The organism is Paenibacillus glacialis (genome assembly GCF_001637205.1).
GTDB classification, from domain to species: Bacteria; Bacillota; Bacilli; order Paenibacillales; family Paenibacillaceae; genus Paenibacillus_AQ; species Paenibacillus_AQ glacialis.
The window spans coordinates 72,294-88,087 of the sequence record NZ_LVJH01000048.1 but is presented as its reverse complement, the minus strand read 5'-3'; the positions used below and the strand labels follow the sequence as shown (position 1 = coordinate 88,087).

The window sequence follows — 15,794 nt, the reverse complement described above, 5'->3', positions numbered from 1 at the left end:
GATACGAACTGATTTAATAAACACGCCATTATCTATCCGTATCTACCGCTTGCCTTTTAATCTCTTAGAAATATTATCTAGCTGTTTTTGTGACAACTTATTGTATTGATAATCTGTAGGTGTGATCTCCTTAACTTGTTTGTGGCAACAGTGGTGGATGATATCGATTAGATGGTCTTTATATCGGTTTGCCAACCTTTGTATCGTGTCCGCATCATACTGAGATTGGTTGTAAACCAAATCTATCGTCAACTCCCCTCCAATCACCATACCGTTCAACTCCAACTTCTGGACTTTCTCGATCTGTCCCCCTATCTCAGGCCCTGTGGACACATCTGAAAGTTCAAACAAGTCGCTCTGAACTACGGCCTTGTCGAACTGCCCCAAATAGTTAAATACAATTTCCGGTTTAAGTTGGAAATGTAAAGGTAGGTCTATCGACGAATCCTTCGCAGTTAAATATTTCAAAATATCATAGCCGATGCCTTTTCCCGGTATACGTCGCAAATTATCCTTGGTCGTCTTAATGATCTCTGAAAAATCATTTACGCCTTCTGTTCCAAGTACGAAAGGGAATACCGATGTGAACCATCCAACCGTTCTCGACACATCGATCTCTTTAATCACTGCTTCTCGGCCATGTCCTTCCATCTGAATGAGAACAGGAGCAGAACCGACCCATTCTTGAAGCGTCAGGTTTAAGGTTGCTAACAAAATATCATTTATTTCCGTACTATACGCATGATGAACATCTGTTAATAACTTTTGAGTTGAGTCTGTATCCAAAGTCATTTTCACAATGGCATGATCATAAGCTTTATTGCATTCGATGCTGTGATCGACTGGTAATTCAACCGTATAGGTCTGCTCTACTTGACTCCAATACTTTGTTTCATTCAGCAACGCTTTGCTTACTGAATACTTAGCGAGGCTCTTTGACCAATCACTGAAAGAATTCGTCTTCGCAGGAAGTTTAATAGCTTTCTGTTCAACTAATTGCTTGTAGATCATGGTGAAGTCTTCCAGAATAAAGCGCCAAGATACACCGTCTATCACAAGATGATGAATAATAATGAGTAAATAATCACCGATATCCGTACGATACAAGACCAATTGGATGAGTGGACCTTGCTCGATATTCAATCCAGCTTGCATCCTTGCCGATTGTTGTTCGATGTCAGCTTTGCAATCTTCTCTCCCTGTAAAATCAATAACGTCTAATTTAAAAAACGTGTCTCCTTCTAAACCATGATTGAACTGTACGACACGGTTATCTCCACGGCTAAATCTCATCCTCAGAGCATCATGGTGCTCTACCATATGGTTGAATGATTGCATTAAAAGCTCGGTCTCAAATTTTTTGCGTGTATATAACATGAGGGAGTGATTATAATGCCCAACAAGCTCCCACTTTTGCTCAAACAACCGATATTGAATTGGCGTTAATCCCACTGCATCTATCACCAACTCTTGACTTATTTCGCTGATGGATGCTTGAACATACCTACTCAATTCTCTAATTCTAGGGTATTTAAATAAGTCTCTCATTTCCATCTTCAGACCATAAGCCATTAGTCGCGAAGAGATTTGCAATGCTTTGATCGAATCTCCACCATATTCGAAGAAATGATGATCTGTACCAATTCCCTTAACACCTAATGTATCTTCCCATACGCGCACCAACGCTTCCTCAATTTCGTTGACTGGGGCTGAATACGTATCTGAAGACTCTATGTCTGTAAGTGGTTCGGGCAACGCTTTATAGTCTAATTTACCATTCTCGTTCAAAGGCATTTGATCAAGGAAGACGAAAGCAGCAGGGATCATATAATGCGGTAATCGTGTCGCCAAATAATTACGGATCTCTATCGCGGTCAGACCATCCTGCGTAACAATATAAGCACACAAGTAATTTGTATCATCGCTTTCTTTCACCATAAGTACGGCTTCCTGAACATTTGAATGCGTCAAGACATGTGCTTCAATCTCAGCGGGTTCTACCCTATACCCTCTGATTTTGACTTGTTGATCCATTCTTCCAATAAATGCAATATCCCCATTTGATAATCTCTTGACCCGATCTCCTGTGGTATATAACCTTTCTCCACGTTTGAACGGGAATTGGACAAATTTTTGTTTTGTAAGTTCATCCTGATTTAAATACCCCCGTGCAAGTCCATTCCCAGCGATAACAAGTTCTCCCGGAACACCATCAGGTAGCGGATTACCAAAAGCATCAACAATGTATGCTCGTGTGTTGAATATCGGTTTACCGATAACAGGTTGCTGTTGAAATAATTTGAATCCTGCCAAATCTATAGAATGGGCAATACACCCAATCGTCGCTTCAGTCGGTCCATAATGGTTCACAAATATTGTGTGTGGATAAAGTTCATAATACCGCTCGATATCCTGAACCTTGATCTTTTCTCCTCCAAGAACGATAAGTTTCAATGAATCCAATAGAGTCCTCGTTTTAAATCGTTCATGATTAACCATAATATGAAATAATGACGGTGTAGCCTTAATATAGGTAATTTCATTTGATGAAATATAATTCAATACACAATCGGGATCGACATAATCATGTCGGTCGAGCATATGCAGTTCACAACCACTGACTAGTGCAGGATATAAAGCCGTATAGCAAAGATCAAAACTAGCCGATGATAGAAGTATCGTCTTATCTAGACTATTAATCTCGTACGTTGTGGTGAACCAATGTATATAATTAACAACATTCCGATGTTCGAGCATTACACCCTTAGGTGTACCTGTCGTTCCTGACGTATAAATGACATAAGCAAGATCATTTTCTTTCACTTGAATATTTAAATTGTGGTCGGGTCCTTCATATCCTTTTAAACGATCTAGTACATGTACTTCTATCGTTGACCCTACCTGATCTAAGTGCTGTTCATACGTTAGTAAGTATTGGGAGCCACTATTGTTTAGCATATATTCAACTCGTTCGATCGGAAACTCTGGATCTATAGGTAGATATGCTCCGCCCGTTTTCAATGTTGCTAACAAGGCTGCTATCGTCTCCGGACGATTCTCCATTACAATCCCAGCAATGTTGCAACCTTCCATGAAACCATTCTCAATCATCATTCTCGCAAGCTGATTAGCCTTAGAGTTCAGTTCTAAGAAGGTCCATCTTTCTTCCCCATATACGAGCGCGGTTTGATCAGGCGTACGTTCGACTTGATCTTCAAACCATTCGACCACTGTACTAAATTTCGGCTGTATTCTTGCATCTGTACTATCATTTAAAGCTACGTATTGAACCTTCTCCTCATTGGTTAGAAGTGAGATATCTGCCAATGTGAGATCCGACTTCTCTGATACTACAACCGCTAGAACATTGGCAAAATGCTGAGCAAATCGTTGCATCGTATCACTTGTAAATAAATTGGAACAGTATATAAATTCCAGTCGAATCTCATCATCGATAACTTCTGCTAGCAGGGATATATCAAACTTTGTCGTTTGTTGTTCCAATGGATATGGTTTGACCGTTAATCCTTCCATATGGAATGCTTCTATACTCGCATTTTGCATGGTTAGCATAACGTCAAATATTGGACTGCGGCTTAAATCTCTCGGAATCGCAAGTGCTTCTACCAAATTCTCAAATGGATACTGCTGATGCTCATATGCGCTCATGCACGTTTCTTTTACTTCCTCTAGATATGCAAGGAAGCTCTTTCCACCTTCTGGCTTACTTCTCATCGCAAGCGTGTTTACGAATATTCCCAGCATTTGCTGCAGATCAGCATGATCCCTTCCGGCTACGGCGGAACCCACAATGATATCCTCTTGTCCTGAATATTTGGATAATAAGATGCTATATCCCGCTAGTAAAATCATATAAAGTGTTGTTTCTGTCTCTCCTGCTAACTTCTGTAACTTAGAAGAAATTTCACTTGGAATGATATACTCAATCTTACCCCCATCAAAGCTATGCCTTTGAGGTCTCTTGAAATCTGTTGGCATGTTTAATACTGGAAGTTCCCCCGCAAGTCTCTCCATCCAATACTGTTTCTGTTCTTCGTAAATACCTTGAACAAATCGTTCATTATGCCACGCAGCATAGTCCTTATATTGAATCGATATTTCAGGAAGTTCACTACCGCTATACAGGGCGTTAAACTCATCAATGAACAAACCTACGGATGTCCCATCCGAAATAATATGATGCATGTCAATGAACAACACAAAATGCTGTTCATTTAATTGAACTAAGTTTGCCCGAAATAAAGGAGCTACACTTAAGTCAAATGGAATAATAAATTGTTCTATAAGGCGTTTCAGTTCCGTGTTCTCCACTTTTCCATAGTACTCAAGCTTAAACTCAATATTAGGATGAATTATTTGTACTGGCTCACCATCTACAATCTCAAATGATGTTCGGAATGCATCATGCCGTTGCATCAATTCCCAGAAAATATTGTCCAATTTAGGAATATTCAAATCCCCATGTATTTCGAAAGCCGCTGTCATGTTATAAGATGTATTAGCACCATTCATTTGATCTAATATGAACAATCTTTTTTGAGCTGCTGATACACCATAATACGCCCGTTTCTCTACGACCGGAATCTCTATGTGTAACTTTTGATCCATCCCCTGAAGCAGTTCGGATATACCCTTAATCGTAGGATATTGAAAGATCCCTCTCAAGGGTATATCAACACCAAATTCCTTATTCATCCTTGCTCTCATGATTGTCGCTTTTAAGGAGTGTCCTCCTCGTTCAAAAAAGTTATCATGAATTCCGATCTGATTAAGAGATAATTCCTCCTGCCATATGGTGACCAATCGTTCTTCTATTGCATCGCCTGGCGGAACATATGCTGTAATATTTGAATTGTTCATTTCTGGATTAGGCAACGCCTTTTTATCAATCTTCCCATTCGGTGTTAATGGCATCTGCTCAAGTGGAATAAAGTAAGACGGAACCATATATTCTGGCAACACCTGTAACAGGTTGTCCCTCATTTGACTAAGCTGCGTCTTCCTCTCCGACACAAAATATGCACATAAATAACTGTTGCCATCTTCATCCTCTTTAGCTACCACAACTGCTTCTTGAACCGATAATTGATTAATCATAATCTTTTCGATTTCTTCTAACTCGATCCGGTATCCACGAATTTTAACTTGAAGGTCTGTTCTTCCTAAATACTCAACAGTGCCATCTTCTCTCCACTTCGCCATATCCCCTGTCCGATACATTTTGAACCCTGGAACATGAGGATTATCGATGAATTTCTGTTGCGTTAAATCTTCTCTCTTCCAATAACCAGCAGCTAAACCATCACCCGCAATACATAACTCTCCCGGTACGCCGATCGGTACGAGCTCATTATCTGCGTCAACAATATACAATTGCGTATTCGCAATCGGATGACCGATATCCACATTATTTTTAAATGTCAAATCGCTCACACAAGACCAAACCGTGGTCTCCGTCGGACCATACATATTGTAAATACGTAAATGTTCATGTCGCTTTAGCTTTTTCATTAAATGAATAGGTAGAGGTTCTCCACCGACCATAATATCAGATACTTTTTCGAGAAAAGCCATGAATGGATCGTCGGCCATTAGCATTTTCAACCGAGAAGGCGTAATTTGTAACATTTCCACATGTTGACTCGTAATGAGCTGATGTAGTGCTTTGGGGTCCATCTGTTCTATTTCATCTGCAATGACAACTTTCAATCCCTTCGTCAACGGAACCCAAGTCTCAAGTACAAAAATATCGAAAGAGATCGTCGTCAACCCCAGTATTGTCTTCCCAGAGGTAAAGTTAATTATTTCACACATCGCATCAATAAAATTGTGTACAGCCTGATGGGTAATCATCACCCCTTTGGGATTACCTGTGGAGCCGGACGTATAAATGACATATGCAATATGACCCGCATTGTTCATTGGAAATCGTGCATTATCGATCTCTTTCGTATATAAGTTATCGTCATGAATACATAATGTTCTCACATGACATTCCATATGATTGATTAAATCAGCTTCCGTAAGCAACAATTGCGCACCACTATCAGTCAACATATATTCGATCCGTTTCGCTGGATAATCAGGATCAATAGGTAAATAGGCACCACCAGCTTTCAACACACCTAACAAAGCAACGACCAAATCGATTGATCTCTTGACCATCACACCTACGATTGTTCCCGGCAAGACACCTTGTTCAAGAAGAGCAGCTGCCAATTGGCTCGACCTTATATCTAATTCTTTGTAGGAATAATATTTACTACCGCATTCAATCGCAATATCATCTGGTGTACGTTCAACTTGAATTTGAAACAATTGCGGAATGGTCTGGGTCTTGTCATACGGCAGTTCTGTATCGTTGAATTCAAACAACAACTGTTGTCGTTCTTCTTCCGTTAACATATGAATCTGAGAAAGACATACATCTACGTTATCTACGACACTATTCAAAATATTCACGTAATGGGAGAGCATCCGTTCGATCTTTTCTTCCTTAAATAACTTTGTACTGTAATCCAAGTGAAGTGTAATACATTGATCGTTCCAGTCCTCAGCGCTTAACGTAAGATCATATGGTGATATGCCCAGATTCCTTTCATTTGGTCTAAATGTAACATCCGCGCTTGACGACACTCTGAAATCCATATTTTGCAAAATGAACATCGTGTCAAACAATGGATTCCGACTGATATCTCTCCGTATATTTAGTTGATCCACAAGTAGTTCGAACGGATAATCCTGATTATCGAACGCAGCGATGCTGTTGTATTTCACTTCTTCCAGAAATTCACGATAGACTTTATCGTTCGTTGGACTACTACGGATTGCGACCGTATTAATAAACACACCAATTAATGATTCAATATCTGGATGATTACGTCCCGATACCGGCGTACCCACAATCAGATCATTCTGGCCTGTATATTTATGTAGTAAAATGTTATATGCAGATAGCATTACCATAAATATGGACGTATCCGTCTGTTGTGCCAGTTGGCGCATCCGCTTCGTCAACCGTTCATCTAAGCTAACAGTCAGCCGCTTCCCTTCCATGCTTAACTTACCTGGTCTTGGATAATCGGTTGGTAAATTTAAGACAGGCAGTTCACCTTCAAATTGGTTAACCCAGTATGCTTCTTGATCACTTATCCGTTGTTCATGGAGAATTTGTTGTTGCCAGACGGAAAAGTCGGAATACTGAATTCTTAATTCAGGCAACGATTGCCCTTCGTATAATTTAATGAGTTCTTCCATAAATATCGCCATAGAATAGCCATCTGAGATCATATGATGCATATCAATAAACAGCATATGTTCGGATTCGGAGTACTTCAAAAGTTCCACTCTGAATAGTGGTGCTTCTGATAAGTCAAATGGCTTCACAAATTGGAGGAATCTCTGTTCCACATCCAATGGATTATCTAATTCCGTAAACGGTACGTTCAATAGCGATACTTCACCTAATCGTTGTATGATATCACCATGAAGAATTTCAAATGTCGTCCTGAACACATGATGTCTAGTAACGATTTGTTGAATTGCACCGATTAACCGATCTGCATCTAACTTACCTTCTATTACAATTTGACCCGGAATATTGTGAACTAAAGTGCCTTCCTCCAACTGATCGAGAACGTAAATCCGCTTTTGCGCTGTCGATATTTCAGATATCTCATGTTGCTCCTGAACAGGGATCGGTTGATACACATCCCCATCTACACCACTAATTAACTTTGCAAGTTCTTTAATTGTTGGATATTGAAACCATTGTCCTAGCGGGATTCGGTATCCAAACTCCTGATAGATTCGTGACAACATGACCGTTGCTTTCAATGAATTTCCTCCAAGAGAAAAGAAATGCTGATGTACGCCTACCCTTTCTGTTCCAAGTAGTTCACACCACATGCGAATAAGTGTAACTTCTGTCTCATTCAACGGTTCTTGCTCCATATGTTCAGTGTCTGGAACTGGAAGAGCATGATCATCAATCGTTCCATCCGCAAGTAACGGGAACGATTCCAACAGTATAATATGAGGAGGAATCAAATATTCAGGCAGTGTATCTGCCAACTCCAGTCTGATCGTTGCCAGATTAACAGCCTCTATTGAGGCTCCAATATAAGCAATCAATTCTTGGTTGTTATCATCCCCATCTAACGTGCGGATCGCAATTTGAGCTTGTTTCAAGCACTTAAGCTTCGACAATGCTTCTTCGAGTTGGACAAGATTTACACGATATCCACGTATCAGTCCCATACGCGAAACTTCACCACATATTAATATTTCCCCAGATGGCATGATAACAGCTTGTTTCTTCGTTTCAATCATGTTTTCATAAACAGGGATATTCCTCGGATCAACTATAAACATCTCACCAACAACACCAATCAGAGCCGGACTTCTGTACTGATCAAGTACACATTTGCCCTCATTGTTATTCCAAATCTCTGTCAATGTCTGAATATGGTCATCATTTAATAATGATACATGAGAGACCAATCTAGATGGCTCCTGAATCATACCCAACAGTAATTGCCGATACCCCTCTGCCCAAATCTTCATGACATCCGGTTCAATTAGATCTGTACTGTAATCGAAATCAAGCCACAATTCCTGATTAATGTCCGTCACGTTCAGGAACAGATCATAATGTAAATACTTCACAGGATAAGGTACGATCTCCGTATCCACCCCATTGAAATGCAATTTCCGAACGGGTCGATCCATATTGAACAAGATGTTAATGACAGGCACCCGAACACCAGGAATTCGCTCAACTAATTTAGCCAAAGAGAAACCTTGATATTGTTCCATTTGCTGCATCGTTATTTTAACGGTGTGAAGATAATCCGTGATGGAGTCACTACCTTCTACCTGAGTGTATACTGGAAACAAATTGACACAGTTACCTATCAAGTTTGTTTCACCCATATGGGACTGACCCGCAGTCGGAATACCAACAACAATGTGCTGTTGCCCTGCTAGTCGATGTAAGAACAGGTTATATGCTGTGAGCATCGTGATGAACAAGCTATTTTTACTTTTTATACTTAATGCTCTTAACTCTTTCGATATAGCGCGATCTAACTTTAAAGTGTACCTGTTTGCATTAAATGTCTTTTTAGATAAATGTCCCTTAGGAGACGGCAAATGCAGTACTGGTATAGGTTTTATAAATTGATTTTCCCAGTAAGTCGCTGCTTTGGCTGCCTCCTCCTCTTGTTGTAGTTGTTCCTGCCATTCCAGGTATTGACGAAAAGGTATAGCTTCAGATAACTCAGGTATACGATGGTTACAGATGGCGGAATAAGCTAGCTCCAATTCACCAATGAATACAGCAATGGACCAACCGTCCACAATAATATGGTGAAAGGTCAGCACTATAAGAGACTCCATGTCAGTCACTTTTAGCTGTGTAATCCGAAATAAAGGTTTGCTTGCATGCATTTCAAATGCTGTAGCCGCATCTGTTGCCAACCAACTTTCAATCTTTGATTTGCTTGTATCCGCTGATTCGCCTCGGAAATCCTCCACCATGATTCGAGATTTGAGTTCTGGCATAATAACCTGGAACTCCCCGCTTGGATCGATGACTGTACGCAATGCTTCATGCCGCTTTGTTAACATATTTACCGCTTGTTGCAATGCCTCTATATTTATTATTCCTTTCATCTTAAGCAGTACAGACTCATTTAATGACGCAGATGCTGGACCACCTGTTATAGAAGCAATCCATAATTGCTTTTGTTCATTCGACAAGCTTGCAGTAACCGCTTCTTGCTCTTTCTCTGACACCAAGACCTTATTTCTATCGTCATCATTTGACGGATCAGGAGTACCTGGTAAGAATCCACCTCTTTGTAAATCGCTGACACTCTGTTTCACGATATGAATAATGGTATCTATATCATCGCGTGTATGTGCTGTGGATAAGAAGCAATTACGCCCTTCCCATACATATAGACCCTTCTGAATTAAATGATAAAAGAACAATTCGATGTCACCAAAGGATACAAACCGGAACAGTGACCCGAAATTAACCATATGGATTGGAACGCCTCTTTTTTTGAAAAAAGAGTTCAATTCCGAAACGAGTTCATTCGTATTCTGATTCAGTTCTTCATATAGTGTGGAGCCTTGCGATTCAAGGTAATCCATTGTCTTTAATGCCAATCGCATCGTTAATGGATGTGTGCAGAAGGTCCCCCCAACAAACGTTTTTTGAGCTGCCTTCAATGGGTAAGATGCATCTCCAAAGGTCCATGCTCCTCCGTCGATAGGGTCCATAAATTGCTCTTTACCAGCAACAATACCAATCGGTAATCCGCCTCCGACTACCTTCCCATAAATAACAAGATCCGCTTGAATTCCAAACCAAGCTTGCGCCCCACCTATACCGATCCGAAAACCTGTAATTACCTCATCAAAAATAAGAGCTGTCCCGGATTGAGAAGTTATTTCACGAAGCTGTTTCAAAAATTTGTGTGGTTGCAGATCCGGTCTCCGACTCTGTACCGGTTCAACTAATACTGCAGCCAATTCATGCGCATGCTTACGAATCATATCCAATGATTCTGGTTTATTGTAATTTAATATCAGCACATCATTAACATAATCGGCATGTATTCCAGGTGCCATAGGAAGCGCCGGCCCCTCATCGGACTCCGGATGTGCAACGCCTAATACCCCATCAAAAGTACCGTGATAAGAACCAGAGAATACGACTATTTTCGATCGTCCTGTAGCGGCTCTTGCTGTACGTAATGCTACCATTACAGCCTCAGTACCTGAATTGTAAAAGGCTACCCTATCTACACCTGTAATTCTACTAATCCTGCTTGCTACTTCACCCGCTAGATCAGACATCGGACCTAATGGCGGCAACGAAGAGAAGGCTTGAGCCTCCATTTCCGAAACAATCAAATCAGGGTTATGACCTAATAAGTTCACACCAAATCCCATCGTTAAATCGATGTATTCATTACCGTCTACATCCCACAGCTTTGCTCCAGAAGAACGCTCTGCTACAATCGGATAGACAATCTCCTTCCAATAAGAACGAAACCCCGGGACATTACGGTTATTGGCATGCACATAACGAGTCTGTTGAATGTATGATTTAGAACCCTGCGTATGGCTCACATACTGTTCAAGAAACTGGTTCAAGTATTTCCTCTGCTGTTCAGTGAAGTCCCCATTTTCTCCGATAATCATAGGTTGATATGGAATAAAGGGTTTCGCTTCATCTTGTCCGCCTTTAACTACTTTAAGAGGACGAACCTCCGGTACCTTCTTCCGAGAAATACCTTCGTTCAAGGAATGACCGCTTAATAGTTCCAATTGTCGTCCGACAATATCCGATATATTCTGCTGTTGGGTATTCATTAATTCAAGTTGTTGTGCAAAAATACGTTCAATCGAAGAATCGCCTACCGTCGCTTGTATCGGATCTCCAACTTCTGTTGAAACAGAAGCTGCCGATTGTAACCTTTGCTCTTCCAATCCACTCCACACGATATCTTTATGTGTTGGTCCTACTTCTCTCTGAGATTTAAATGGGTGGAAATCGGTATTTTTCGTTACAAATTCTGCCAAACTATTCACATTCGTTATAGAATCGAAGAAACGTTCAATAGCAATATCTATTTTAAAGAGTTGGTTTATTTCCTTACGGATTTGGACGAGCATAATGGAGTCAAGACCCATCTCCAAGAAATGAGCATGTTCATCAATCTCATCTAAATGTAACCCTGAAGCTTGGCTAACCATTTGCTTAACGGTTTCTTGTATCTCTGACGTATGGTCAGATGCTTCAGTACTCGTTACCCGCAACACACCTGTATTAGATTGCATCGGTCTGGCCTCCACGTCTCTCTTATCGATACGTTCAATTTCGATCCAGCAACGCTTACGATCAAAGGGATATAAAGGTAATGGTATCTTTCTAACAGAATGCGTAGTGTATAATTGTTCCCAATTCACTCTAGCACCTTGAACATACCGTTCACATATTCGATTTAAGCGATCCACATCTGCTGTAGAGACTAATGAAATCGCCATCAGTTCCTCTGTTATTTCTTGGCTAATATCATTTATCTCACTTTCCGTTATTTCTCCCTGTTTACGTAAATATTCGGAATCAGAAACGACTCTATACACTCCTTTGTAGATTCCAGTGTGTTCTCCCTCTGAAATCAAAGTCTCGAGTTTATTGATCAATTCTTCTCGTGTCGAACATACGAAAGCAAGTCGATGCTCTAAATGGGTACGCCCTGTAGTAACCGTGTAACAAATATCAGCAATAGCGTCTCCCGAATAAGCAGATACATAGCTCTTATACCGATTGATTAGCTCATAAAGTGCGCTTTCATTTTTAGCTGATAGCGTAAATATGTGTGGCTGGACATTCTCTTTTGTCTGTTCTTCCACTTTATTATGAACATACTCTTCCATGACGATATGACAGTTCGTTCCACTAAACCCGAAAGAGCTAACTCCGCAGCGTAAAGGTTGTGAAGACTCCTCAAAAGATGCTAGTTCTGTGTCGATATAAAAAGGCGATTCTTCAAATTTTATATTATTATTGGGTTGTCGAAAGTGAACTAACGGCGGATTCTGCCGATGTTTAAGCATGAGTACCGATTTGATCAGACCAGCGATCCCAGATGCTTCAAATGTATGCCCGATGTTCGTCTTTACTGACCCAAGCGCGCAGTACTGTTTTCTATCTGTATAGTTCTCAAAAGCCTTTTCCAATGCAGAGAATTCGACAGGATCACCCAATTTCGTTCCAGTACCATGGGCTTCAATAAAAGTAAGTGTATCAGGATGAATGCCCGCGTCTTTCCAAGCTGCTTGAATGACTTCCGTCTGCGCCGTTGGATTCGGAGCGGTAATTCCGATCGTTGTGCCATCTTGATTTATTGCACTTCCTTTAATGACTGCATACACATGGTCTCCATCCAGCAGGGCTTGGCTTAACGGTTTTAATAATACAGATGCTACCCCTTCACTTACCCCTGTCCCATCCGAATTCGCATCAAACGCTCGTGTACGTCCATCTTGTGATTCCATATCTAGTCCTAATGCGAGCGGTAATAGTGAAGTCCTAACTCCACCTGCAATAGCCATTTCACATTCACCATTCCGAATGCCTTGGCAAGCCAAATGAACTGCAACTAATGATGAAGAACAAGCTGTATCTATGGTCACTGCTGGACCTTTCAGATCAAGAAAATAGGCAATTCTACTAGCTAAAACGGATGGTAAATTACCTACGATATAATTAGAGATTCGTTCAGGATCATATTTGGAAATAAGGCGTTCATAATCATACCCAACCTTGGAAAACCCAGCATATACACCTACATTGCGACCGCGTAGCTTGTTCCCTGCATATCCCGCATCTTCAAGCGTGTGCCAAGCTTGCTGTGTAAATAGTCGTTGGTTGGGATCCATGAATTTTGCTTCATTAGGTGCTACTTTGAAGAATGAATAATCAAACTTATCAATTTCATCTAAATAACCACCTACCCTAAATTCTGATTCCTCCTTATTCCAATCTATAATAGATAAATAATCTTTAGCATCTTCACGTCTGCTAGGATTGTAAGCTTCAATATGATTACGACCTTCTGCTAGATTACTCCAGTAGGTTTGAAGATCTGAAGCTCCTGGTAGATTTAGTGACATTCCGATAATCGCGATATCTCTTGGTCTATCTAAATCTTCATTCTGATTTGAAATACTGTCAATCATATCACCTGAATCTGATTTGAGATACTTCGATAATTCAACAATCGATGGATAAGCAAACAAATCGGCAACGGTTAATTTCACATGAAATTTCTGTTCGATCCGATCTGCTATTTGAACCAACTGAAGCGAGTTTGCACCCATATCGAAATAACTATCCTGAATGTTAACCAGTTTTCCTTCCAGTACATCACGAAAAATTACTTGAATTTCATGCTCTAGTTCACTCAAGGTGAGTGCTATTGTACTCACATCTTCCTTCACCTCATTAGAAGCAAGTGCAAGGTTTCTTAATTCTTGTGAAATATCTGCGAACTCCCCATTCTCATATTGCTGACCTAACTTATACCGTTGCACTTTTCCGCTAGTCGTTTTGGGCATTCGCTTAATTGGGATGATGTCAGCAATTTCCCATCCGCCTCTTTGATTTAGAAGCTTCTTTAGTAAAGCAACAGTGGGAATCAGTTTCTCAAGTTTCTTTTTCGAGACAATAAATAAAACAATCTCTTCTTTCTTCAAATTCGAATTATAAACCCCACATGCGGCAGTCCTTCCAAGTTCAACGCCTTCCACTTCCTCAGCAATCCGCTCTAAGTCATGGGGATATATGTTCTGTCCATTAACAAAAATGACATCTTTCTCACGACCCGTTATTATCAACTGAGTATTGCGGAGAAATCCTAAATCTCCCGTCTTCACCCATCCATCAGAGGTTAATAGATTTCGAGTCGCTTCGTGATTTCTATAATACCCTTGGGTCACGTTATCCCCTTTAATATGTATATGGCCAATGGTATTATATTCCAATTCGTTGTTATCATCATCACAAATTCGAACCTGACAATAATCAATTGGATACCCAACCTCTACAAAGGACAGGCTCTTATTCGAATGTTCATCTACTTCAACAACTTGTTTACCTATACCTAAATGTTCACGATTCAGATAAATAGTCACGAACTCTTCTTCAGCGTTAGGTATAGAAACCCCAACAGAAGCTTCAGCTAAGCCATATACAGTACACATCGAAGTTCGTTTCAATTTATAGGCATCAAGTGTATCTAAAAAAGTATTACATAGCGCTGTTGAAATCGGCTCTGCCCCGTTATATATGATACGAATTCTTGATAAGTCCCAATCTACTGCCTTTTCAGGTTTGAAAAATTGCAAAAAGTACTTATACCCAAAATTCGGGGATGAAATTATAGAGACTTCATGTTCACTTGCTTTCTTAATCCACAATAATGGCTGTCTAATAAAGAGAGAAGTCGGCATAATATACTGATCTACCTCTGCTACAAGAGGTGAGATATGATTGCAAATCAACCCCATATCATGCGTTAAAGGCATCCATTGTAAATATGAATCCTCAGCGGTAATTTTTGAGCAATTGAGCATACCACTGGCGTTATAGATAAGATTCTTATGTGTAAGAATGACACCCTTCGGATCACCCGTTGAACCAGAAGAAAATTGTATGAATGCAATTTCTTCTGGTTGCGCGGTGTATACTTGTGCTGGATGCTGTCGTAAAAATAGATCGCTTTCATCTATTAGCATAATCTTGTCTCGAATCTTGTCGTTTAGATCATTTTGGCCACTTTTTATTATGTATTTCTCTAAATCTGCTAGTATTTTGGTCTCTGTCACCATATATGGACGAGCTAACACATCCCAAATTTTAAATACCTTGCTCTTATGTTCATCATTATTTCCAATGCTAACCGGGACAGGTATTATTCCACCTAGAATACAAGCCCAAAAAGAAATGATAAAATTACGATTATTCTCAATTTGAAACACAACTTCTTGTCCCTGACTTACCCCTGATGCTTGAAGATTAGCTAGAAAAGCTAACGCTTGTTCATACAGATCTTTATACGTGAGTCTATCTTCATGATCATCACTTTCAATAAAGGTGATTCCTCTATTATCCGCTTTACCTCTTTCTTTAATAACGTCGATTAGTGTTGTAAATTGCTTCGTAAACATGTTCTTCCTCCCCAACAATGTAT

1 protein-coding gene is annotated in these 15,794 nt (G+C 40.1%); it reads right to left on the bottom strand.

Going from position 1 to position 15,794, the window contains the following annotated elements; all coding sequences use genetic code 11:
* Window positions 1-42: 42 nt before the first annotated feature.
* Window positions 43-15,771 carry a non-ribosomal peptide synthetase gene (locus PGLA_RS19950; protein WP_068536224.1) on the bottom strand — a complete coding sequence of 5,243 codons (15,729 nt, stop codon included), beginning with the start codon at window positions 15,769-15,771 and terminating at the stop codon, window positions 43-45.
* Window positions 15,772-15,794 lie beyond the last annotated feature (23 nt).

Excerpts from the sequence above, each read along its gene's own strand:
- PGLA_RS19950 (WP_068536224.1), bottom strand. The coding sequence starts at position 15,771 with ATGTTTACGAAGCAATTTACAACACTAATCGACGTTATTAAAGAAAGA.